At 64.7% G+C, this 23,636-nt stretch carries 21 protein-coding genes and 1 pseudogene; 5 read left to right on the top strand and 17 right to left on the bottom strand.

What is annotated here, in order from left to right; genetic code table 11:
- Positions 1–81: 81 nt before the first annotated feature.
- The 7 genes from EEB12_RS04010 to EEB12_RS04040 all read right to left on the bottom strand — a co-directional run bounded on the left by EEB12_RS04010 (position 82) and on the right by EEB12_RS04040 (position 7,171).
- Positions 82–1,104, bottom strand: a complete 1,023-nt coding sequence (locus EEB12_RS04010) for a methionine synthase (RefSeq protein WP_069145937.1) — start codon at positions 1,102–1,104, stop codon at positions 82–84.
- A complete protein-coding gene (gene mnmA, locus EEB12_RS04015; protein ID WP_003944736.1) occupies positions 1,101–2,213 on the bottom strand; it encodes a tRNA 2-thiouridine(34) synthase MnmA in 1,113 nt (370 codons plus the stop codon). The genes EEB12_RS04010 and mnmA overlap by 4 nt, the downstream gene beginning before the upstream one ends.
- Entirely contained in the window at positions 2,213–3,442 is a 1,230-nt protein-coding gene (locus EEB12_RS04020; RefSeq protein WP_019747909.1) for a cysteine desulfurase family protein, read from the bottom strand. Before EEB12_RS04020 ends, mnmA begins: the two co-directional genes overlap by 1 nt.
- A gap of 52 nt (positions 3,443–3,494) precedes the next feature.
- Positions 3,495–4,394, bottom strand: coding sequence for a lysophospholipid acyltransferase family protein (locus tag EEB12_RS04025; RefSeq protein ID WP_141487427.1), 900 nt, complete (start codon positions 4,392–4,394; stop codon positions 3,495–3,497).
- Positions 4,394–5,230 carry a GNAT family N-acetyltransferase gene (locus EEB12_RS04030; protein ID WP_029255099.1) on the bottom strand — a complete coding sequence of 279 codons (837 nt, stop codon included), beginning with the start codon at positions 5,228–5,230 and terminating at the stop codon, positions 4,394–4,396. Before EEB12_RS04030 ends, EEB12_RS04025 begins: the two co-directional genes overlap by 1 nt.
- Positions 5,231–5,365: 135 nt before the next feature.
- Complete coding sequence (locus EEB12_RS04035; RefSeq protein WP_141487428.1) at positions 5,366–6,322, bottom strand: electron transfer flavoprotein subunit alpha/FixB family protein; 957 nt, start codon at positions 6,320–6,322, stop codon at positions 5,366–5,368.
- Between the two features lie 48 nt (positions 6,323–6,370).
- Entirely contained in the window at positions 6,371–7,171 is an 801-nt protein-coding gene (locus tag EEB12_RS04040; protein WP_019747906.1) for an electron transfer flavoprotein subunit beta/FixA family protein, read from the bottom strand.
- A 271-nt stretch (positions 7,172–7,442) separates the two neighbouring features.
- Between EEB12_RS04040 and EEB12_RS04045 the strand changes: the two genes are divergently transcribed.
- From EEB12_RS04045 to EEB12_RS04055, 3 genes are read left to right on the top strand one after another with little or no spacing between them, the layout of a single operon-like run.
- On the top strand, positions 7,443–8,237 hold the full coding sequence (locus tag EEB12_RS04045; protein WP_141487429.1) for a class I SAM-dependent methyltransferase: 795 nt from the start codon (positions 7,443–7,445) through the stop codon (positions 8,235–8,237).
- Positions 8,238–8,266: 29 nt separating this feature from the next.
- Positions 8,267–9,802, top strand: a complete 1,536-nt coding sequence (locus EEB12_RS04050) for a glycoside hydrolase family 57 protein (RefSeq protein WP_141487861.1) — start codon at positions 8,267–8,269, stop codon at positions 9,800–9,802.
- A complete protein-coding gene (locus EEB12_RS04055; RefSeq protein WP_020969294.1) occupies positions 9,799–11,043 on the top strand; it encodes a glycosyltransferase family 4 protein in 1,245 nt (414 codons plus the stop codon). Before EEB12_RS04050 ends, EEB12_RS04055 begins: the two co-directional genes overlap by 4 nt.
- A 10-nt stretch (positions 11,044–11,053) precedes the next feature.
- Here the strand turns inward: EEB12_RS04055 and EEB12_RS04060 are convergent, their stop codons facing one another.
- Positions 11,054–11,689 carry a maleylpyruvate isomerase family mycothiol-dependent enzyme gene (locus EEB12_RS04060; protein WP_019747902.1) on the bottom strand — a complete coding sequence of 212 codons (636 nt, stop codon included), beginning with the start codon at positions 11,687–11,689 and terminating at the stop codon, positions 11,054–11,056.
- Between the two features lie 97 nt (positions 11,690–11,786).
- Positions 11,787–12,542 (bottom strand): acyltransferase, encoded by a 756-nt coding sequence (locus EEB12_RS04065; RefSeq protein ID WP_141487430.1) that lies wholly within the window; start codon positions 12,540–12,542, stop codon positions 11,787–11,789.
- Positions 12,543–12,679: 137 nt separating this feature from the next.
- Between EEB12_RS04065 and EEB12_RS04070 the strand changes: the two genes are divergently transcribed.
- The gene (locus tag EEB12_RS04070) at positions 12,680–13,987 is read left to right on the top strand and encodes a PQQ-binding-like beta-propeller repeat protein (RefSeq protein ID WP_046378374.1); all 1,308 of its coding nucleotides are present in this window, start codon (positions 12,680–12,682) and stop codon (positions 13,985–13,987) included.
- Between the two features lies 1 nt (position 13,988).
- Here EEB12_RS04070 and EEB12_RS04075 read toward each other — a convergent pair whose 3' ends face one another.
- The 5 genes from EEB12_RS04075 to EEB12_RS04095 are packed head-to-tail and all read right to left on the bottom strand — an operon-like array spanning position 13,989 to position 18,704.
- On the bottom strand, positions 13,989–15,146 hold the full coding sequence (locus EEB12_RS04075; RefSeq protein WP_141487431.1) for a THUMP-like domain-containing protein: 1,158 nt from the start codon (positions 15,144–15,146) through the stop codon (positions 13,989–13,991).
- A 1-nt stretch (position 15,147) separates the two neighbouring features.
- Positions 15,148–16,164 carry a class I SAM-dependent methyltransferase gene (locus EEB12_RS04080; RefSeq protein WP_003944733.1) on the bottom strand — a complete coding sequence of 339 codons (1,017 nt, stop codon included), beginning with the start codon at positions 16,162–16,164 and terminating at the stop codon, positions 15,148–15,150.
- Between the two features lie 53 nt (positions 16,165–16,217).
- Complete coding sequence (locus EEB12_RS04085) at positions 16,218–16,997, bottom strand: enoyl-CoA hydratase/isomerase family protein (RefSeq protein ID WP_003944701.1); 780 nt, start codon at positions 16,995–16,997, stop codon at positions 16,218–16,220.
- 10 nt (positions 16,998–17,007) lie between these two features.
- Complete coding sequence (locus EEB12_RS04090; protein WP_080910888.1) at positions 17,008–17,826, bottom strand: NUDIX hydrolase; 819 nt, start codon at positions 17,824–17,826, stop codon at positions 17,008–17,010.
- 56 nt (positions 17,827–17,882) lie between these two features.
- A complete protein-coding gene (locus tag EEB12_RS04095; RefSeq protein ID WP_003944728.1) occupies positions 17,883–18,704 on the bottom strand; it encodes an ABC transporter ATP-binding protein in 822 nt (273 codons plus the stop codon).
- A 51-nt stretch (positions 18,705–18,755) separates the two neighbouring features.
- On the opposite strand from EEB12_RS04095, the pseudogene glgX reads away from it, so the two are divergent.
- Positions 18,756–20,798, top strand: a pseudogene (gene glgX / locus EEB12_RS04100) (glycogen debranching protein GlgX); the annotation flags it as partial.
- On the opposite strand, the gene EEB12_RS30415 reads toward glgX, so the two are convergent.
- From EEB12_RS30415 to serB, 3 genes are read right to left on the bottom strand one after another with little or no spacing between them, the layout of a single operon-like run.
- The gene (locus tag EEB12_RS30415; protein WP_306461757.1) at positions 20,711–21,505 is read right to left on the bottom strand and encodes a YczE/YyaS/YitT family protein; all 795 of its coding nucleotides are present in this window, start codon (positions 21,503–21,505) and stop codon (positions 20,711–20,713) included. The pseudogene glgX and the gene EEB12_RS30415 sit on opposite strands and share 88 nt — an antisense overlap.
- 37 nt (positions 21,506–21,542) lie before the next feature.
- A complete protein-coding gene (locus EEB12_RS04110; RefSeq protein WP_080910890.1) occupies positions 21,543–22,310 on the bottom strand; it encodes a peptidyl-tRNA hydrolase in 768 nt (255 codons plus the stop codon).
- Positions 22,307–23,527, bottom strand: coding sequence for a phosphoserine phosphatase SerB (gene serB, locus EEB12_RS04115; protein WP_020969288.1), 1,221 nt, complete (start codon positions 23,525–23,527; stop codon positions 22,307–22,309). Before serB ends, EEB12_RS04110 begins: the two co-directional genes overlap by 4 nt.
- Positions 23,528–23,636: the final 109 nt, after the last annotated feature.

The following is a 23,636-nucleotide window of genomic DNA, read 5'->3' on the forward strand; positions in this document are numbered from 1 at the left end:
GCATCCGCGGTTTCAGTCACAGCTAGAAGATTATCGGTTCACACCGACACACCACACGACTCCACGTCAGAACGCAACACATCAGAACGCCGACGGATCGTCCACCAATGCCTTGCCGACGTCTGTGCACAGCCGAAGGGCTGCTCGACTCCACTCGAGGCTCGCACTCGCAAGACCACAGCTTGGGGTTACCGCGACCTGGTTCTGCAGGAGTTCACGCGAGAAGCCGAGACGATCGATCAGGGTGACGGCCGGCATCGCGCATTCTTTCCACGTCACCGGCTTTTCCGGCGGGGCGGAAGGAACCAGACCGAGCGCCAATTCCTTGCCGGCGTCGAACAACTGGCCGATGCCGTCCAGATCACGTGAGCCGATGAGCGACATGTCGAAGCTCACGCCGAACGCCTGGCTTCGCCTCAGCAGATCCCACGGCATGTCGGCGCCGCAACTGTGGACGATTGTGGGCAGTCCGCAACCGCTGATCGTCGAGTCGAGAACGGCGAGCGCCTCGGGTTCCGGGAGAGCCGGAACGCTCTCCATCTTGGTGCGCCCGGGTAGTGAACCGGCCAGCACTGCCGCGATCTGCGGCTCGTCCAATTGGATCACCACTCGGGCACCGGTACGACGAGTGACCTCGGCGGCGTGGCGCGCGAGCCCCTCACCAAGTGATTCGGCGATGTCCCGGAGTGCCCCACGGTCGACGAGAACTCGCGAACCGTTTGCAACCTCGATCTCGGCGCCGAGTGTCAGCGGGCCGGCAGCTTGGAGCTTGACAACGTGGTCTCCGCCGACCAGACGGGCCGATTCCCAGGCTTCCTCGAGTGCGTCGAGATCCTGATTCAGGAAGTCCTCGGCTCGCTTCGCGACGTTGCCCCGCCGAGGCACGACGCGATAGGCGCGGGTCGAGGCGTCGAGGTTGATGTCGACCAGAATGGCGCCTGCTCGGCCGACCATGTCAGCGCCGAGACCGCGGCTCGGCAACTCCACCAGGTGTGGGAAACCGCCCAGTTCGCCAAGGATGGTTGCGGCGCTTTCGCGGGCGTCCGTGCCCGGCCAGGATCCGATTCCGGTGACGAGGCCACCGATGGAAACCTGCTGTGTCACAGTGTGTTCGGCTCGGATTCGGTGCCGGAGATGGTGCCACTGCCGAGAACCTGGTCGCCCAGTTCGCTGTCGGGGCGATACAGCACGACGGCCTGGCCCTTCGCGACGCCGGTCAGTGGTTCGCGCAACGAAATGGAGATGCCGCCGCCCGAAGTACCGTCGTCGACGGCCTCGGCGACGGCCTGCGCCAGTCCGCCGTGCGCACGAACCTGCACCATGCACTCGACGGGGCCTTCCGGCGCCTGGCCCGAGGTCCAGATCGCGCGCTGGGCCGAGATGGCCCAGACGTCGAGATTCTTGGCCGAACCGACTCGCACCGTTCCGGTTTCGGGCTCGATCGCGGTCACGTACCGCGGACGGCCGTCACCTGCGGGACCTTCGACGCCGAGGCCCTTGCGCTGTCCGATCGTGAAGCCGTGTACGCCGTCGTGTGCAGCGAGGACCTCACCCGAATCGGCGTCGACGACGCTTCCCGGACGAACGCCGATGCGCGCACCCAGGAATGCTCGGGTATCGCCGGTCGGGATGAAGCAGATGTCATGGCTGTCAGGCTTGTTCGCCACAGCCAGACCGCGCTCGGCGGCTTCCTCGCGGATCTGTTCTTTCGGTGTGTCACCGATCGGGAACATCGCTCGCGAAAGCTGATCGGCCGTCAGCACACCGAGGACATACGACTGGTCCTTGTCCGCGTCGACCGCCCGGCGTAGGACGCCGTCTTCGAGGCGCGCGTAGTGACCGGTCGCCACGGCATCGAAGCCGAGAGCGACCGCACGGTCGGCCAGTGCGGTGAACTTGATCTTCTCGTTGCACCGCAGGCACGGATTGGGGGTCTCACCCGCTGCGTACGACGCCACGAAGTCGTCGATCACGTCTTCCTTGAAGCGATCGGCGAAATCCCAGACGTAGAAGGGTATTCCGAGGACGTCGGCAGCGCGCCTGGCGTCGCCGGCATCTTCCTTCGAGCAGCATCCACGCGAACCCGTCCGCAATGCACCCGGCGCCGTGGACAGCGCAAGATGAACGCCGACGACGTCATGTCCGGCGGCAACAGCGCGGGCGGCGGCGACAGCGGAGTCGACACCTCCGCTCATGGCTGCGAGTACTCGCATCAGCGATCCCCTCCACGCGAACCGGCACCGGCAAGACCGGCGGCCCGAGCGCGCTCTACTACTTGTGGAAGCGCAGCGATCAGCGCGTCCACATCGGTGACACTCGACGTATGTCCGAGCGAAAATCTCAGTGAGCCACGCGCGACGGGCGATTCGACGCCCATCGCGATCAAGACATGGCTGGCTCTGGCCACACCGGCGGTGCAGGCCGAACCGGTGGAACATTCGATACCGGCGGCGTCGAGCAGCATCAGCAACGAATCGCCCTCGCAGCCGGGGAAGGTGAAGTGCGCATTACCGGGAAGCCGATCGGATCCGGTCGGGCCGTTGAGCACCGACTCGGGAAGAATCTCCAGGACTCCGTCGATCAAACGGTCACGCAACTGCGCCAATTCCCTTGTGCTGGAATCGAAGTTCTCGACGTTTGCGCGCAGCGCCGCAGCCATCCCGACAACGCCCGCAGTATCCGGTGTGCCCGAACGCAGATCACGTTCGTGTCCGCCGCCGTGAAGGAGCGGCACACACGGAACCTGGCGTCCGAGCAGCAGTGCGCCGACGCCGTGCGGACCACCGAACTTGTGCGCCGCGATGCTCAGCGCGGACAACTTGCTCGCCGCGAAATCGACCGGCAATTGCGCAACGGCCTGAACCGCGTCGCTGTGCATCGGAATCTCGAACTCAGCCGAAATCTCCGCCAACTCCACGATCGGCATGATGGAGCCGACCTCGTTGTTGGCCCACATCACCGTCACGAGTGCTACCTCGTCAGCGTGGACGGAAAGCTCGTCGCGCAAGGTCTGCGGGTCGACGACACCGTTCTCGTCGACCGGCAACCACGTCACGCGCGCGCCCTCGTGCTGCTCGAGCCACTCGACGGCGTCGAGCACCGCATGATGCTCGACGGAGCTGGCCAGGATGCGAGTGCGTCGCGGATCGGCGTCACGGCGAGCCCAGTAGATGCCCTTGACCGCGAGATTGTCGCTCTCGGTTCCGCCGGAGGTGAAGATGACCTCCGAAGGCCGCGCACCCAGGCTGGCAGCGATCGATTCCCGCGACTCCTCGACGCGGCGCCGGGCCGCACGGCCGGAACCGTGCAGCGAGGACGCGTTGCCCACGGTTTTGAAGGTATCGGTCATCGCCTCGATAGCGGCTGCCGACATCGGAGTCGTGGCGGCATGATCGAGGTACACCGGAAATCCGGCGTGGGCACTGTGTGCAGGCAGAGTCATGGCTTGACAAGGATAGCCCAGCACGAGAGTTCGCCCAGCCTCGCTCAGCAGGCTAAGCGGTCATTGCCGGGGAGGTATCGATTTGTCCCACGGCTTGTGTCACGAGTTCCGGTGCGGGGCCGAAGATGTCGTGAGCTGCCAAATCGATGGTTTCGACGCCACGTACGGCTCTCTCGCATCGCTGCGCGAGGTCGACTCGACACTCCCCTGCCTCCTCGAGCGGAGCCAGCCTGACCTTCACCTCGACGTTCTTCTGACGCAGGATCCGACGGATGGACTGACCGATAGTTTCGGTGCCGACAAAGCACGGTCCGGTGCACAGGGAACCGTCGGCGTTCTCGTAGCGGATCGCCATCGGCTGAACCGGGCATTCGGCGTCGACGGCAGCTTGGAACATTGCCGGGCGAAAACCTCCGTACGCCCGCCCGCACCAGGTCGTTCCCTCGGGAAACACCATTACGCGGACACCACGCTGAAGTCGTTCGCGAACGACGTCGACGGTTCCGGGAAGTTCACGCAGTCGGGCGCGATCGATGGGCACTACGCGCATCCGGCGCGCGAGACCACCGAGCACTGCCCAGTCGAGCAGGTCGGCACGGGCGACGAAGTTGGCCGGGGCAACGGCACTCGCGACGAGGACGTCGGTCCACGACACGTGACCGGCGACAACCATCACGCCCGCCGGTTCGGCGCGCCCCAACCGCTGATCGTCGACCGTGAGCTTCATTCCCAGACAACGCAGCAACGCGCGCGAGTATCCGCGTTGCATCTCCGTACGCCAGGTGCGCGGGAGCAGCCAGCCGGCGGAGAGCACCGGCGCAGTCACCAGTGCGGCGCCGACCATGACCCCGCGGGCCATCACGGTGATACTCGACACACCGGGTGCGTCCGTAGGTAGGCACCCGTCGCCGCAGGGGCTCGTCGGCACCCAGTACGGCACCGTCGCGGTCATCAGCCGATCCCCGATTCGTGTGCGGCGGCCGCCGATCGCAGCCGTTCCAGATAGCGCTTGTTGGCGGAGTGAAGGCCTTGCAGCGCAACAAAATCGGCTACACCGAACTCGGGATCGTGAGCAGGTTCCCCGCAGATCATCGCGCCCATCCGCAAGTAGCCACGTAGCAACGGCGGCATCGTCACGCGTTCCGGTGCGGCAATCTCGTCGAGCGTCAGACCGCCGAGGACCACCGGGTTTCGTGGCGTCACCCGCCGCGACCCCGGACTGGCGTGTTTGTTCATCACGAAGTCACGGACGCCGCGGACATCGGCGCCGGCAATTGAATCGGGGCTCGGCAAGATGGGCACGGAGACGCAGCCCATCACCCACTCGTATCCGGTCAGTTCGAGATAGTGCAGAATGCCCGACCACATCAGGCTGAGGACGGATCCGGTGCGGTGCGCGGGATCGACGCACGCGCGACCCATTTCGACGATCCTGTTCGACACCGGATCGAGCGCGGAGATGTCGAATTCGGTTGCGGTGTAATACCCACCCGCCGCCGCAGCGGAATCCGGCGGCAACATTCGGTAGCAGCCGACGTACTCCTCGGTGATGTTGTCACGAACGAGTAGATGATCACAGAATTCGTCGAAGCCGTCGGCGTCGAGTTCGAAGACCCCGGCCGAGGCCGGGAGGGAGAAGCCTGGCTCGGAGGCGAACACTCGGTATCGAAGGCGCTGCGCTGCGACACGATGCTCGCGGTCGGAGGAGACGATCAGGGAATATCTCGGCTGGGCGACCTCACGGCCGAGATTGTCACTCGCGGAGCGAAGGACTGACGTAATTGTCATGCGCAAGGTTTATCGAGCGCGAACGGCGTCTCGGTATCGACGAAGTGACATGCCGATGCAGGCCGGGTGAATAAAGCACTGTGCGCCTTTATCAACCGCGGGGGGTTGATAAAGGCGCACAGCAGTTTGTGCTTTTTAGCCCTTGTGGGACTTCACAGCTTCGGTGAGCTGCGGTGCGACGTTGAACAGGTCGCCCACGATGCCGAAGTCAGCGATCTCGAAGATGGGTGCCTCTTCGTCCTTGTTGACCGCGACGATGGTCTTGGACGTCTGCATGCCGGCGCGGTGCTGGATGGCACCGGAAATGCCGAGCGCGATGTACAGCTGCGGGGAGACCGTCTTACCGGTCTGACCGACCTGGAACTGTCCGGGGTAGTAACCCGAGTCCACAGCGGCACGCGAAGCACCGACTGCAGCACCGAGGGAATCGGCCAGCTCTTCGACGACGGAGAACTTGTCCGCGCTGCCGACGCCACGTCCACCGGAGACGACAACCGACGCCTCGGTGAGCTCGGGGCGGTCGCCGCCGACGATGGGCTCACGCGAGGTGACCTTGACGGCACTCTCGTCCTGAGCCGGAACCTCGACGGTGATCTGCTCGCCTGCGCCGGCCTGCGGAGCAGCCTCGACTGCACCCGGACGAACCGAGTAGACGGGAACGTCGCCGTTGGCCTTGGCTTCGACGGTGAACGCGCCACCGAAGATGGAGTGGACGCCGGTGCCGTCAGCCTTGATCTCGATGACGTCGGTCAGCAGTCCGGAGCCAAGACGTGCGGCCAGACGACCGGCAACCTCTTTGCCCTCAGTGCCGGCTGCGGTGATGACTGCTGCCGGGCTGGTGGACTCGACCAGAGCGGCGAGAACGTCGACCTTGGGGGTGACGAGGTAGCCGTCGATGTCGTCGGACTCGGCGACGTAGATCTTCTCGGCTCCGGCTGCTGCCAGAGCGTCGGCGAGCTTTGCTGTGGTGCCCGCGGGGCCGGCGACAACTGCCGACGGCTCACCGAGTGCGCGTGCAGCGGTGATGAGTTCGGTGCTGACCTTCTTCAGCGCACCCTCTGCGTGCTCTACGAGCACAAGTACTTCTGCCATGACTTAACTCTCCCTGAGTTCTTCTGCTGGATGTCTAGAAGGGCGCGATCAGATGACCTTGTTGCTGACGAGGTAAGCGGCAATCTTGGTGCCACCGTCTCCCTCGTCGGCGATGCGCTCACCAGCGGTACGGGGGGGCTTCGGGGTGGAGGACGTCACGGTGGTGCCTGCGTTGGCAACTCCGACGGTCTCCGGGTCGACTCCGAGGTCGGCCAGCGTGTAGACGAGAACTTCCTTCTTCTTCGCGGCCATGATGCCCTTGAAGGACGGGAAGCGCGGCTCGTTGATCTTCTCGGTGACCGAGACGATCGCGGGCAGCGAAGCCTCGAGGCCGAAGACGCCCTCGTCGGTCTCGCGCTCACCGGTGATCTTGCCGTCGGCGACGACGACCTTGCGCAGCTGCGTGAGCTGCGGGATGCCCAGGTACTCGGCGATGATGGCCGGAACAGCGCCGACGCGGCCGTCGGTGGCCTCGTTGCCGGCGATGATCAGGTCGGCAGGCTCGTCGTTCTCGAAGGTGATCTGTCCGAGAGCAGCAGCGAGCGTCCATGCGGTCTGGATCGCGTCGGAGCCGTGCAGTGCCGGGTCGTTGATGTGGACAGCCTTGTCGGCGCCCATCGACAGAGCCTTGCGGATAGCGTCGGTGGCGCGGTCGGGACCTGCGGACAGCACCGTTACCTCACCGCCCTGAGCTTCCTTGATGAGGAGTGCTTCTTCGACGGAGCGCTCGTTGATCTCGTCGAGGACTGCGTCGGCGGCTTCACGGTCAAGCGTGTAGTCGCCGTCGGTCAGCTTGCGCTCGGACCATGTGTCGGGGACCTGCTTGATCAAAACAACGATATTCGTCATGGGTCTTCGTCGACCTCCTGTGTGTAATTCACCTGATAAATCGTCTGTGGTGCTCGCGCAGTCCGAGCGTCCGAAAAGAGAGTCCGACAGGTCTCCCCACGGGCGAATTTCTCGGTTCACGTCGGCTGTGCGTTAGATTACCCCACGTTAAGTTACCGGTGGGTAACTTAACGTGGAACCTCGTCCACCATAACGGCACGAACAGGAATTGACAGCAGTGATCTGGACCACGGCGAACACGTTCTACTCGGATGGCACTAATCTCGCACGGGTGAGTGAAACGAGTGTCAGCAACCACGAGGACGCACCCCTGCCCTTGACGGGCGAACGAACCGTGCCAGGAATCCCCGAGGAGAACTACTGGTTCCGACGCCACGAAGTGGTGTACCGCGCACTTCTGGAGCGCTGCACGGACCGCCGAGTCCTCGAGGCCGGATCCGGAGAAGGCTACGGCGCCAACATGATTGCGGACGTCGCAACGAAGGTTACCGGCCTCGACTACGACGTCTCCGCGGTCGAACACGTTCGTGCGCGCTACCCCCGCGTCGAGATGCTCCACGGCAACCTCGCCGAGCTTCCACTGGCCGACAACTCGGTTGACGTCGTCGTCAATTTCCAGGTTATCGAGCACCTGTGGGATCAGGGTCAGTTCCTGCGCGAGTGCTTCCGAGTTCTCGCCCCCGGCGGTGAACTTCTGATCAGTACCCCCAACCGGATCACGTTCTCCCCCGGCCGCGACACGCCGCTGAACCCCTTCCACACTCGTGAGCTCAACGCCGCCGAAATGACCGAATTGCTCGAAGACGCCGGATTCCGCGTTCAGTTGATGACCGGCGTCCACCACGGTTCACGCCTGAAGGAACTCGACGCCAAGCACGGCGGATCGTTCATCAACGCGCAGATCGACCGCGCGTTGGCCGGTGAGCCCTGGCCCGAAGATCTCACCCGCGACGTCGAAGGCATCACCGTCGACGACTTCAGCATCAGCGAACCCGACATCAACGACAGCCTCGACCTCGTCGCTATCGCCGTGAAAGAAACTGCCGTGAAGGAATCCGGCGAGTGAGTAACGCAACACCCGTCACCGAACCGGGGATGTTCGCCCTGGTTCTGCACTCCCATCTGCCGTGGCTCGCCAACCACGGCAGATGGCCCGTCGGCGAGGAATGGATCTACCAGTCCTGGGCTGCGTCGTACATTCCGCTCGCCGCCGCGCTACGACGCCTGGCCGACGAGGGCCGATCGCACCTGCTGACGCTGGGAATCACGCCGGTGCTCGCGGCCCAGTTGGACGATCCCCACTGCCTCGCCGGTATGCATCACTGGCTCGGCAACTGGCAGATCCGTGCACACGAGGCCGCCGGCATGCCGGACGCAGCGCACCGCGAACTCGGAGCGCGCGAACACCGAGCGTCCGCAGCAGCTCTCGAAGATTTCGAGACTCATTGGCAGCACGGCGCCTCACCCGTGTTCCGCGACCTCATCGACCGCGAGGCCTTCGAGCTTCTCGGCGGGCCGCTGGCCCACCCGTTCCAACCGCTGCTCGACCCTCGCTTGCGTGCGTTCTCCCTCCGCGAAGGTCTCGCCGACGCGCATGCCCGGTGGAACCGCACTCCGACCGGGATCTGGGGGCCCGAGTGCGGGTACACCCCGGGCATGGAGCGCGGGTACGCCGAAGCGGGCGTCACCCACTTCATGGTCGACGGTCCCGCCTTGCGCGGCGACACGTCCCTCGGTCGCCCGGTTCGAGAATCCGACGTGGTTGCCTTCGGCCGCGACCTGCAGGTCAGCTACCGCGTCTGGTCCCCGAAATCCGGATATCCGGGTCACGCTGCTTACCGCGATTTCCACACCTACGACCACGAGACGGGCCTCAAGCCGTCGCGGGTCACCGGACGGACCGTCGACTCCGCCGACAAGTTGCCGTACGACCCCGAACTCGCCGCCGCCGCCGTCGACAAGCACGTCGCCGACTTCGTCGAAACCGTTCGGGCGCGTCTGCGCAGTGAATCCACCCGCATCGGCCGCGACGCCCTCGTGGTCGCAGCATTCGACACCGAACTGTTCGGGCACTGGTGGCACGAAGGCCCGCAGTGGCTCGAGAAGCTCCTGCGCGCGCTTCCGGAAGCCGGAATTCGCGTCGGCACCCTCGCCGACGCCAAGGAATCGGGATACGTGGGCGAACCCGTTCAGCTCGAGGATTCGTCCTGGGGATCGGGCAAGGACTGGCGCGTATGGGCCGGCGATCAGGTGTCCGACCTCGTGCAACTGAACTCCGAGGTGGTCGATACCGCCCTCACCACCGTGGACAAGTCTCGCGGCCGCGACAACGCACCCGGCCGACCGGAACTGCGAAACCGGGTCAACGATCAGGTCCTTCGCGAGACACTGATGACAGTTTCGAGCGATTGGGCATTCATGGTGAGCAAGGATTCGGCCGCGGGGTACGCCCGCGAACGCGCACACAAGCACGCCCACGCGACCCGGGAAATCTCCGAAGCGCTCGTTTCCGGCCGCGATGCCGTGGCCGAGCGGCTGGCCGAAGGCTGGAATCGCGCCGACGGATTGTTCCCGGGGCTGGATGCTCGCCGTCTGCCTGACACAGAACTGGTGAACGGGAGCGCGTCGTGAAGATTCTCATCGTCTCGTGGGAGTACCCACCGGTCGTTGTCGGCGGCCTCGGCCGACACGTCCACCATCTCGCCACCGAGCTTGCGGCTGCAGGCCACGAAGTCGTGGTTCTCTCGCGCCGCCCCTCCGGCACCGATGCGTCGACGCACCCGACGGTCACGCACATCTCCGAAGGCGTACTGGTCGTCGCAGTGGCCGAGGACCCGGCACACTTCGTCTTCGGCGAGGACATGCTCGCGTGGACCCTCGCGATGGGTCACGCGATGGTCCGTGCCGGGATGGCGCTGCACAAGCCAGGAGTGGGCGAGGGCTGGCAACCGGACGTCGTGCACGCACACGACTGGCTGGTCGCACATCCGGCGATCGCCTTGGCCGAATTCTATGACGTCCCACTGGTTTCCACGCTTCACGCCACCGAGGCGGGTCGCCACAGCGGCTGGATCTCCGGACGCATCAACCGCCAGGTCCACTCGGTCGAGTGGTGGCTGGCAAACGAATCCGACTCTCTCATAACCTGTTCGGCGTCCATGCAGGAAGAAGTGACCGAACTCTACGGTCCGACGCTGCCGCCGATCACTGTCATCCGCAACGGAATCGACGTGACCACGTGGAGCTTTCGCGAACGTGGACCGCGGTCAGGGCCGCCGAAACTCCTCTTCGTCGGCCGCCTGGAATACGAGAAGGGTGTGCAGGACGCTATCGCGGCACTCCCCCGAATCCGTCGTAGCCACCCCGGCACGACCCTCGCGATCGCGGGCGAAGGCACCCAGTTCACCTGGCTCTACCAACAGGCGCGCACACATCGCGTCGCGCGGGCAGTGGACTTTCTCGGCAACCTCGATCACACGGAACTGCTCAGCTGGCTGCACGGTGCGGACGCCATCGTCCTGCCGTCGCGCTACGAGCCGTTCGGGATCATCGCCCTCGAAGCGGCGGCAGCCGGCACGCCGCTGATCACGTCCACCGCAGGCGGACTGGGCGAAGCCGTCGTCGACGGGGTGACCGGGATGTCGTTCCAACCGGGTGACATCGCCGGGCTCACCTCGGCGGTCCGCGAGGTTCTCGACGATCCCGCCGGGGCGCAGGAACGGGCAGTGGCCGCCCGGGCACGCCTGACGTCGGACTTCGACTGGCATCAGGTCGCCGAGGAGACTGCTCACGTCTACGCGGGCGCGAAGCGTCGGGTGCGGCAGCCGTTGGCGCGGCCGCAGATTCCCGAGCGGCCGCTCCCTGGTCGCTGAAGCGCTGACCTCAGCGGGTCGGGAGGGGCGCGGTGAAGCGAGAACTCGCATCCCCGAGCAGATGGCCTGGTGGCAACATCCGGCCACACAACACCAGCAACAAGTCCTGCGCCGCTCCGTGAACCTCGGCGCCGGCACCGTACGTCCAGTCTCGGTCGTCGGCGCGCAACCGAGCGCCGTCGAGGTCAGTTCCGAAATACTTCACGGTTTTGGGCGAGAGTCCGCTGAGCACACGAGTGAGCCGGTCTTCGGGCACCACGTAGTCGTCGCCGAGTGCCACGCGAATGTCCTGACCGTGGATCACGTCGTGTGAGAGTGCGCCCTCGAAGCCACCGCCCGGCGGCTTCCACGGGTGTGCGACGTTGTCGCGAAGCGAGGCAAGCAGTTGTTGCTCACCGACTTCCGACGCGTCGGCGAGCGCTCGCCGATTCGACATCTTGTTGAAGTTTCCGCGTGACTTGACCATTTCCACGACGAATCGCGGCGCCGAGTATCGGTAGGGCATGGTGATGTGCGCGATCACTTCGCGGACCCGCCACCCGTCGCACAGGGTCGGCGCGTTCCACTGCTCCGCGCTCAGGCCTTCGAGAAATCCCACCAGTTCGCGGCGCTGCGCCACGACCCATTCGGGTGTCTGTTCGCTCATGTCGGCACTCCTTTCACCGGCGCAGACTTTCGGCGCCGATACCGATACAGACCGGTGGCGGCGCCGAAAGTAATCGCTGGTTCTGCCAAAAAGTGAGCTACGACGCCGACGACGCGTCGGCAGCAGCCTTCTTGCGTGCGATGTCCTCGAGTGCCGCGATGTACTTCGCACGATCGGCAGCGCCGGCTTCCCAATCGGACTTGCGGTTCTTGACCGCCTTCGCAGGCGAGCCGACCGCGATGCTGAAATCCGGGATGTCTCCCTTGACGACGGCGTGCGCACCGAGCACACAACCGCGTCCGACGCGGGTATTTCGCAGCACGGTGACCTTCGCTGCCACCCAGGTGTCCGGGCCGATACGGACGGGGCCCTTGACGATGCCCTGGTCCTTGATCGGTGTGTTGATGTCGTCCATGCGGTGGTCGAAGTCGCAGATGTAGCACCAGTCGGCTACGAGCGTCGACGCACCGATTTCGATGTCGAGGTAGGTGTTGACGACGTTGTCCTTGCCGAAGACGACCTTGTCGCCGATGCGCAGCGAACCTTCGTGGCAACGGATCGCGTTGCCGTCGCCGATGTGTACCCAGCGCCCGATCTCGAGGCGGGACAGGTCCGGGGTCGAATGGATTTCGACGTTCTTGCCGAGGAACACCATGCCACGCAGGATCACGTGCGGGTTGGCCATCTTGAACTTGGCGAGACGGTAGTACCGCACCAGATACCAGGGTGTGTACGCCTTGTTCGCCAGAACCCATTTGAGGGAATCGACCGTCAAGAACTTGGCCTGATCGCTGTCGCCTCGGCGTGATCCCCGCCATCGAGTGCGCAACGGTGCGCCCCACATGCTCGTCATGAGTGTTCAGCCTACGTGGGGCCGACTCACCGACCCTCGGGGTGTGCCCCGTCACGTTGCCCCGGTCGGGATAGTCTCTGGTCCGGGCTTGTGCAGTTACCGAGGGCTCTTGATCAAGTGAAGGCAGGGAGATTGTGATGCGGCGGGTCCTACGGTCGTCCGTGATGGTGTCGACGGCGATCGCTGCGGCCCTGATCGCCGGTTGCGGCAGCGACGACGGACGGGTGGACCGGTACGCGTCGGCGGGTTGGCCGGCCATGCATGCCGACGCCCGCAACAGCGACACGAGCCCGGTCACCGGATCACGCGATGTCGAGTTCGCATGGTCACGCCCTCTCGGCGGTCCGGTTGCCGCGTACGCCTCGGTGGCCGCGAACGGCCAGAGCTTCGTCACCGCCCGCACCGAGAACGGCTGCAATCTCTTCTCGTTCCAGATGGATACGGGTCGCAAGAAGTGGTGCGCTCGACTCAACGACGGAGTCGTCGCCTCGACGCCCATCGTCGACACGGCCACCAATGTCTACGTCGGCGAGAGCGGCGCGATGATGTCCTTCACCGAGACGGGTCAATTGCGTTGGCGCACGCTCGTTGTGGGCACTCCTCTCTCGTCGCAGTTCACCGGCGACGGAAACCTGTTGTTCATCACCCAATTGGGTCAGATCAACGTGCTCGACCCGCAGACCGGTGCCAAAGTGGTTCCGTCGTTCGACCTGATCCCGCCGCCGTCGATCGACCAGGGCGCAAATGCAGAACTCATTCCCGACAACAAGGGTTTGAACGAGTGCTTCCTCGGCACGTCCGGCTGCCCGGTGGCCAATACCCCGGCAGTGGACCTGGGCACCGGCAAGTTCTACTTCACCTTCTACGGACCGAGTTCTCAGGCAGCCGATCTGGTCGCCATGAAGTACACGGGCGGCGACAATCCGTCCATCGCCCGCGAGTGGTCCACCGACGCGCTTCCCGGTGGAACGGCGTCGAGCCCGGACCTGTCGAAGGACGGCAAGACCGTGTACGCCACCGACAACAACGGATCTCTCTGGGCAGTGAACGCCGAAACCGGTGACACCAGGTGGAGTTACGACATCGGCTTCAACTCGGCCGGTAGTGCCTCGACGTCCGACGACGGTTTGATCATTCCCGCCGGCGGCGACAAGGGCCACCTCCTTGCCGTGCGCGACGAGGGAGATCACGCCGAACTGGCCTGGGAACGTAAAGACCTTCTGCAACTGGGTGTTCCGGCGCAGACCGCCGGCAACACCGGATACACCGTCGTCCGTGAGGGTGAGAACGGACTGAGCCTGATCACCTTCGACACCGAAACCGGTGAGACGGTGGATCAGGACACGTTGCCGGGAGCAGTCGGCTTCACCGTCGGCACCTCGATCGGCCCCAAGGGCGAAGTGTTGACGCCCAGCGCAATCGGTGAGCTGTTCGTCTTCAAGTGAGCTAGCGGGACGCCTCACAGATGAAGGCCGACGCCGATCGTCCGATCCGCACGATCACGACGCTCAGTGCACGCGAGCCCTTGAGCTTGAGCCGTGGACGCAGCGCTGCCGGGTCCACGTCGACTCCTCGCACCAAAATTTCGGCCACACCGCAGTCCCGCTTGGACAGTGTCTGTTTGAGCAGTTTCTCCGAGTACTTGATCTGCTCGAGGATCCGGAATCCGCGAACTCCCTCAGGGACGCTGTCACCGGTCAGATAAGCGATGCGTGGATCGAGCTGCCAGAGGCCGTGTCTGGCCGCGTAGTGGCGCACGAGGCCTGCGCGCACTACCGCTCCGTCCGGGTCGATGATCCACTCCCCCGGAGCTTGCTCCGGAATCACGTCGTCCTCGGCGTCGGTGATCGCCCACCCGCTCCCGTCGGAGCGAAGCACCGAAGCTCGACGCGTGACGCCGGACTCGGCCAGTCCCGTCGACCACAGGCATGCTTCCTTGACGCCGCCGTCGAGCGAGACGACCTCGACTTCCCCGTCCCAGCCCAGATTGTCGAAATCGAGTCCGGGAGCACACTTCACCGCGAGATCACGGCCGGAGTACGCCTCGATGAGGTCCGGTAGCGGCGGCATCAACGCTGCCGGATCGTGAGTGCGGCGACCGCCCGATCGCCGGGCGGGGTCCGCCAGTACGACGGTGTCGCGTGTCGTCGGGCGGAGCGCGTCGGCCCGCAACAACGCTGCGCTCGGCACATTGCGCTGTGCCATCGCCAGGCGAACGGAATCGATGTCGCTGCCGATCACGCGATGCGCAACTCCGGTCAAGGCATGCAGTTCGGCGCCGATTGAGCACGTCACGTCGTGGACGTCGCGCCCGATCAGACGCTGCGCGCGGTGCGCCGCCACAACGCCGGGAGTGGCCTGCTGCATCGCGTCGTCCGTGAACAACCACTGATCACTGCCGGGCAGTTTCGAAGCGGCCTTGCGTCGAAGCAGGACGGTGTCCACGAGCGCAGGCATGTGATCACCGAAACGCGTACGCGCCCGGCCGATGTCGGCCAGACGCGTACGCGTGGACAGTTCGAGCTGATCCACCTCGGCCAAGGCAGCTACGCCGGAATCACTTCCGAGATAGTCGACGTCGCCGAGGGTGAAGTCATAACCCAATTCAGTTGCCGGGCTTCACGCCGGTGATCATGACGTTGTAGAAGAATCCGCGAGGAACGACGTGGCGGAGCACCTTCTCGTCGACCCAGCTGAGCGTCTTCCAACCACCGAAAGCGAAACGTCCCCAGCCCCAACCGAGCTTCTCCGGCGGAACAGCTGCTTCGAAGGTACGGACTGGCCATCCGAGAAGCGCCGCGGCGAATTCCTCGGTGGCAGCGTGGACCTGATCGGCTCCCGCGGACTTCGCCATGTTCTCGAGGTCGGTGGGGTCGAACGTGTGGATGTCGACGACTGCTTCGAGCGCTGCTGCGCGAGAGGACTCGTCGAGCTCTTCCTGCGGGCGACGCCAATCTGCCAGGAACGGCAGCTTGGTCACGCGTGTGGTTGCTTCCCACGTCGCGCGGCCGAGCCAGCGGGCGTAGAAGTTACCGACAGTCGTGGGCTCACCGGCGAAGACGAAACGGCCGCCGGGCTTGAGGACACGAAGGACCTCGCGCAGCGACTTCTCGACGTCGGGAATGTGGTGCAGCACGGCGTGGCCGACGACCAGGTCGAAGGTGTTGTCCTCGTACGGAATGGTCTCGGCATCGGCAACACGGCCGTCGACCGGAAGGCCGAGGCTTTCTGCATTGCGCAGTGCGACCTTGACCATGCCGGGCGAGAGGTCGGTGACCGAACCGGTCTTGGCGACTCCACCCTGCATCAGGTTCAGGAGGAAGAATCCGGTGCCGCAACCCAGTTCGAGGGCGCGCTCGTACGGGAGCGGCTGATCGCCCGCGACGGCGTCGAAACGACCACGTGCGTAGTCGATGCAGCGCTCGTCGTACGAGATGGACCACTTGTCGTCGTAGGTTTCGGCTTCCCAGTCGTGGTAGAGCACCTGGGCGAGCTTGGTGTCCTTACGAGCGGCCTCGACCTCTTCGGCCGTGGCGTGCGGCCGCGGCGCGGGGTCGACTACCGAGGTGTCGGTAGCGGCGGGCGGCGTGACGGTTGCGTCGTCATTCGGGCTGGCTGTCATGGCGGCTATCCTACTCGCTGGTAAGAGATGAACAAGTTCTAGTTTAGGGGAGCCTACTCGCCCGTGAACTCGGCCTTGCCCGGACCGTTGGCGATGAACGACTCCATGCCGATCGCCTGATCCTTGGTCGCGAACAATCCGGCGAACAGATGCTGCTCGATCTTGAGCCCGGATTCCAGGTCGGTGTTCAGACCCTCGTCGATGGCTGCCTTGGCAGCAGCCAACGCACGTGACGCTCCCCCGACGAACTGCGAGGCCCACGTGCGAGCGGCGGTGTACACGTCGTCGGGAGCGACGACCTCGTCGACCAAACCGATGGCCAACGCCTCGTCAGCCCCGACGAAACGGCCGGTGAAGACCAGATCCTTGGCCTTGGCCGGTCCGATCAGACGAGCCAGGCGCTGCGTTCCGCCGCCACCGGGAATGATTCCGAGCAGAATCTCCGGAACTCCGAGCTTGGCGTTGTCTCCGACGATCCGGCGATCGGCCGAGAGTGCAACTTCGAGTCCGCCACCGAGTGCGTATCCGGTGATCGCGGCAACGGTCGGCTTCGGGATGGACGCCACGGCGCCGAGTCCGGCCTGCATGCCACCGATGGCGTCACGGATCTGGCCGTAGTCCATCTCGGCCATTTCCTTGACGTCGGCACCGGCTGCGAAGACTTTCTCGCCGCCGTAGACGATGACGGCCTTGACTGCCTTGTCGACGGTCGCAGCGTGTGCGGCAGCAGCCAACTCGTCCTGGACCTGACGGTTCAGAGCGTTCATGGGCGGGCGCGCCAGACGGATGGTGCCGATGCCTTCGGAAACCTCGAGAGTCACAAATTCAGCCATGATCGAGAGGTTACTTTGCCGCCTTGACCGACCACGGATGCGGCCCGGCGACGTAGTAACCGTCCTGATTCGGGAACTCGACGCGCAGAGTCTCCTCGTCGGTGATCAACGTAGGCAGGATGACGGGAATCTCCGGCTCGGCTGCGAGTATCTCCGCCACCGAACTGAACTTGGCCAATTCGGTCAGCTGACTCCACGTCGGCGGCAACAGGATGCTGCCACCCTCCCGCCAATGCGCCAGCGCGTCCCGCGGGCTCTGCCAACGCACCTCGGCGGCCTCGGAGGTGACCCCGTCCGCGATCTGTCCGGTCGGTGACGCTGCGACGAAAAAGCGCGTGTCGTAGCGGCGGGTCTCGCCCACCGGCGTGATCCAGTTCGCCCACGGCCGCAGCAGATCCGTTCGCAGGACCAGGTTCTCCTTCTTCAGGAAATCGCTGAACGACAGCTCGTGCTTTTCGAGAGCAACGCGGTCCTGTGCGTAGCCGGCCGTGTCCGCGACGACGGTGTCCGCGGTCGGTCCGGCGAGCAGCACGCCGCACTCCTCGAACGTTTCCCGCACCGCAGCCAAGACGAGAGCCTTCGCCCGAGCCACATCCGTGCTGAACCGCTCGGCCCACCACTCGACAGACGGTCCGGCCCACTCGACCTCTGCCGTCGCATCGGACTTGTCGACGCCGCCGCCGGGGAAGACTGTCATGCCCCCGGCAAACGCCATCCCCTGTACTCGTTGAAGCAGGAAGATCTCGATCCCGGATTCGGCATCGCGCACCAAGATGACGGTCGACGCATCCTTGGGCTCGGGGACAGCGTTTGCATTCTCGTTAGCCATGCTTCGCGAACCTACGCGATCTGTGATCTGGAACGCATTTCAGGTCCCACTGAAGCTCACGCGCGATGAGCTCCTGACGGCCTCGCGCGGCGCGCGAAGTATCGGCCGTCCGCCTTGTCGAGGCTGATGGACTGGCTGAATGCCGCGCTCAGATTTTCGGCGGTGATGACGTCGTCCAGAAGGCCCTGAGAGACGACCTCACCTTCCTTGAGAAGGAGTGCGTGAGTGAATCCCGGCGGGATCTCCTCGACGTGATGGGTGATCAGAACGGTAGCCGGGGCGTCCGGATCGGCAGCCAGTTCGGCGAGTCTGGCCACAAGTTCCTCACGTCCACCGAGATCGAGCCCGGCGGCGGGCTCGTCCAGGAGAAGAAGTTCGGGATCGGTCATCAAGGCTCGCGCAATGAGGACGCGCTTGCGCTCGCCTTCGGAAAGCGTCCCGTACGTGCGATCCGCCAGGTGCTCGGCGCCGAGGCTTTCGAGCATCTCCACAGCGCGCGAGGTGTCCATGGATTCGTACTCCTCGCGCCACCGACCGAGAACGGCGTAGCCCGCCGACACGACTAGGTCGCTGACCTTCTCGTCGCCGGGCACGCGGTTCGCCAACGACGACGAGGACAAACCGATTCGCGGGCGCAACTCGTTGACGTCGACCTTGCCGAGAACTTCGCCAAGGAGGTGGGCAGAACCACTGGTCGGGAAAGTCTCACCGGCCGCGATGCGCAGCAGCGAGGTCTTGCCGGCACCGTTGGGTCCGAGCACCACCCATCGCTCGTCCAGCTCCACTTTCCAGGTGACGGGCCCCACCAGAGTGGACCCTCCCCGACGGATGAGTACGTTGTCGAAATCGATGAGCAGATCTGGATCAGGTAGCGGCACCCGAACATCTTCCCGCACATTCTCCGGCCGTTCACGGCAGGATCATCTTGCGTGTCGCCTCTCATCGAAACTCGCACCCCGACGCCCGGGTCTCCGTTCCCACTCGGCGCCAACATCGTGGACTCCGGAACCCAGTTCGCGGTCCACGCACCAGCTGCGTCGAGCGTCCAGATCTGCCTGATCGACCAGGACGGAAACGAAGATCGCGTCGAACTCCGGCAACACACGTACGGAATCTGGCACGGGATCATCGCCGGGATCGGTGCGGGGCAGCGATACGGAATTCGGGCAAGCGGCCCGTGGAATCCGCGCGCCGGACTGAGACTGAACCCACACAAGCTGCTCATCGATCCGTGGGCGTGCCGCATCGAGGGGGAACTCGGTGACCACCGTGCCCTCCTGTCGTACGCCGACGATCCTTTCGGCGACCCGTCTACCCTCGACTCGCTCGGCCACGTGCCGCTGTCCGTGGTGACTCCCGGCCTCGTGCCCGCCGGAGCCCGCCTCGAGACGCCGTGGGAGGAAAGCGTGATCTACGAACTGCATGTGGGCGCGTACACCGCCAGTCATCCAGGAGTACCCGCCGCCCACCGCGGAACGTACCTCGGCCTGACGGCACCGGCCGTGATCGATCACCTCGTCTCACTCGGCGTCACCGCCGTGGAACTGCTTCCCGTACAGGCGTTTCTGACCGAACAGAGCGTCCGCGAGCGAGGGATGCGCAACCACTGGGGATACTCGACGGCGTCGTACTTCGCCCCGCATCCCGGATACGCGGCAACTCCGGGCGGCGAAGTCACCGAGTTCCGGATCATGGTCGACGCACTACACGCGGCAGGCATCGAGGTCATCCTCGACGTCGTCTACAACCACACCTGCGAGCAGAGTGTCGACGGAATCAGCGTCAGCTGGCGAGGTTTGGACGGCCCCGGCTACTACCTTCTCGACGGCGACGGCCGCGACATCGACCTGACCGGGTGCGGCAACACGGTCGACGCCTGCTCCCCCATCGCCGTCCGCATGATCACCGACAGCCTCCGCTACTGGGCCACCGAAATGGGTGTCGACGGCTTCCGATTCGATCTCGCGAGCGCGTTGGGTAGGCCGCGCGGCGGCGGCTTCGACCAGCGGGCGTCCATCTTGTCGGCCATCTCCTCCGATCCGGTACTGACCCGGTGCAAGCTCATCGCCGAACCGTGGGATGCCACTGCCGACGGTTACCAGGTCGGAAACTTCGGACTCCAATGGTCGGAATGGAACGACAAGTACCGCAGCACTATTCGCCAGTTCTGGAACGGCGGCTCCAGCGTCCGGAAGGTCGCGTCGCGCCTCGCCGGTTCCGAGGACATCTTTGCCGGCAGCGGCCGTCGCCCATGGGCGTCGATCAACTTCGTCACAGCGCACGACGGGTTCACCGCCGCCGATCTGGTCGCGTACAACCACAAGCACAACGAAGCCAACGGTGAAGACAATCGTGACGGCGCCGATCACAACGATTCGTTCAACCACGGAATCGAAGGCCCGAGCACCGATCCCGAGATTCAGGACGCCAGGGCACGTCATGTACGGGCGCTACTGGCCACGCTCGTGCTGTCGACAGGCACACCGATGCTCACCGCCGGAGACGAGTTCGGCCACAGTCTCGGCGGAAACAACAACGCGTATTGTGTTCCCACACTTGCCTCCCCAGCCGATTCGTGGGCCCTGGACTGGACGGCGGCCGATCAGTCGTTGGTGCAGTTCGTCTCCCGAGCGTTCGGATTACGCCGAGCGGCACCGGCGTTGCGTCAGCCCGAATTCTTCGAAGGCAGAAGAAGACTGGAGCACCCGGACCTCGTCTGGTTCGACGCTGCCGGCGTCGAGTTCGACGACACCGCATGGTACGACGAGAGTCACCGAACGCTGCAGGCCTGGATCGACGGAGCCGACGTTCGGTCTCACACTCGGACCGGGCGCCCACTCGGTGACGACAGTTGGCTCCTGATCCTGCATTCCGGTGGACCGGTTCAGGTCACCGTCGGCACTCCGGAATGGTTCGACGGCACCTTGACTGCATCGTTCGATTCGGCGTCACCGACCGGCGAACCTGCCTCCACGGCCGAAGTTCCCGTCGGCACGGAGATCTCATTGACCGGACCCACGGTCTTGGCCTTACGTTCCGTGACACGTCCGCCGGTAACCGCTGCTGTCATGGAATCCGGCAGCACCTTGATCAGTAATTGAATGGTCGGCCCGATCCCGAAGGCGTACAACACTGTTCCGACGCCAACCGTTCCACCGAGGAGCCATCCGGTAGCGAGGACCGCGATTTCGATGCTGGTACGCACGAGCCTGACCGACAAGCCGGTGCGCGCCACCAGTCCAGTCATCAACCCGTCGCGGGGACCCGGCCCCATGCCTGCCCCGATGTAGAGAACGCTGGCCAGTCCGTTGAGGAGGATTCCCGCGACCATGATCGCGGCGCGAACTGGCATGGAATCAAAGACCGGCAAGAAGGCCAGTGAAGTATCCACCGAGATTGCAATTACCACGACATTGGCGACCGTGCCGAACCCTGGCCGCTGACGGATCGGAATCCAGAGCAGCAGTACCACCGCACCGGTAATCGCAGTGATCACGCCGAAACTGAGCGAAACATGCTCGGCCACGCCCTGATGGAACACATCCCAGGGGTCCAGTCCGAGGCCGGCTGTGATCATCATGGCCATCGAGAAGCCGTACAACCACAGACCAACGAACAGCGAGGCGAATCTCCGTATCAACACTCGACCATCTTGAAGGCCACTGGACTGTTCATCCATAGCCAAGTTGTCGATACTGGACTGGTCGGTTAGGTCTCTACGGAACCGCGATGACTGTCATGGAGCCTGGTGCCACTTCCGTGAAGCCCGCATCACGAACCGCGACAGCCTCCGACCGCTTCAATCGGTCTACTGCCTCGGCCCACTGTTTCGGACTTGCGTCGCGTACCGAGCAGCGAAAGTCGTTCTGCGCCCATACCCAGCACTGTTTCTCGGACATGGCCGCTGCCAACAACATCGAGGCATGCCCTACCTGTGCCGACGCCTTGCCTACCGTCATCTCGAGCTCCGAGTCGATCCACAGCACCGGAAGACCGGGCTCGGGCTGGCCAGGCTCGTCGTGCTCCAGGTCGGTGCCACCGATCTGCAACTTCTTGATTCGCGGGTCCAGTTCTCCGACCGGCCCGGGAACCAGAGCCCGCGCCTGGGCGCCATCCACGTCGACGGTGATTCCCGGTACCTCTTGCGCGGCGAGCCACTGGGCTCCACGCGCTCGGCGAGACACTTTCCGGATCCGGGCACCCACCCACGCCGAATAGTCCTCGTGCCACGGGCCGGGCTCCCCGTCTTCGGTGAACCCGACGCGTTCGTCCAGGCACAGCGCCACTGCCGCCGTTGCGGCAGCCTCGAGCAGTGCAGTGCGCTTCGGCGGGTCTGCCTTCGGGATGTGGAGAATGATCGGCATCGCCAACACCAGTGCCGGATCCGCGGGATCGTCTCGCCCACCGTACCCAGCGGCCAACACCGCGTGGCGCTCGCGCCAGCGAGAATCGGGATCGGAACTGACTGCTGGATCGGAACTCATGGAATCGGTACGCGTCGTACGCCACCGTCGACGGCGTCCGCAGCCTCGACCTCGTCGCGGGTCACACCGAGAATGAACAGCACAGCATCGAGGAAGGGATGCGACAAAGCCGCGTCCGCGACCTCCCGCAACGCGGGCTTGGCGTTGAACGCCACACCCAGTCCCGCGGCGTTGAGCATGTCGATGTCGTTGGCACCGTCACCGACGGCGACGGTCTGTTCCATCGGCACACCGACCTGATCGGCGAACTTGCGCAACGCGACGGCCTTCGCAGCGCGGTCGACGATTTCACCGATCACACGTCCGGTCAGCTTGCCGTCGACGATCTCGAGGGTGTTGGCGTGCACGAAGTCCAGTTCGAGTTCGTGTGCGAGGCCTTCGATGACCTGGCGGAAACCGCCGGACACCACGCCGCAGTGGAATCCGAGGCGACGCAGGGTGCGAATCGTGGTGCGCGCACCCGGCGTCAGTTCGATGCTCTCTGCCACCTCGTCGATGACGGAAGCGTCGAGACCGGCGAGTGTCGCCACACGCTGGTGCAGTGATTCGGTGAAGTCGATCTCGCCGCGCATCGCAGCTTCGGTGACGGCGCGGACCTCGTCCTCGACGCCGGCCTTCGCGGCGAGCATCTCGATGACCTCGCCCTGAACGAGCGTCGAGTCCACGTCGAACACGATCAGACGCTTGGCCCGGCGAGCCAGTCCTGCGCGCTCGACTGCGATGTCGACGTTTTCGAGAGCGGCGACCTCGGCGAGTCCGGTACGCAGCTTCGCGTCGCCGTCGACAGTATCGGCTGCGCTGACGCTGAGTTCGAGGCCGGTGACCGGATAGTCGGCGACACCACGGATGGAGTCGATGTTGGCGCCCTGCTTCGCGAGTTCGCGTGCTACCGAGCGCATTGCGCGGGCATTGACGGGGCTGCCGAGAACAACGACCGCGTGAGTGGACACTGCAGGTCGACCTGGATCGGCACCGATTTCGATGTCGACGTTCATTCCGACCGTCGCCATCGCCTGTTCGAGCTCTTCCTGAAGGGCTTCGGGATCGTTCGGGCAGGCCACCATGACGCCGAGTGTCAGTCGACCTCGAATCACCACCTGCTCCACGTCGAGCAGACGCACATCGTGCCGCGACAGCGCTGCGAACAGTACCGAGGTGACGCCAGGGCGGTCCGGCCCGGTCACAGTCACCAGAACAGTGGTGTCAGAGGCACCCACCGAAAACTCCGATCGTTTCTTCGTTCGCGTCTTGATCGTCACCATTGTGCCAAGCGAAAGGCCCCACCCGTTACTCGGGCGGGGCCTTCGCTGATTACTTCAGTGTGTT

Source organism: Rhodococcus sp. WS1 (assembly GCF_003797745.1).
In the GTDB taxonomy this organism is placed as follows: Bacteria; Actinomycetota; Actinomycetes; order Mycobacteriales; family Mycobacteriaceae; genus Rhodococcus_F; species Rhodococcus_F erythropolis.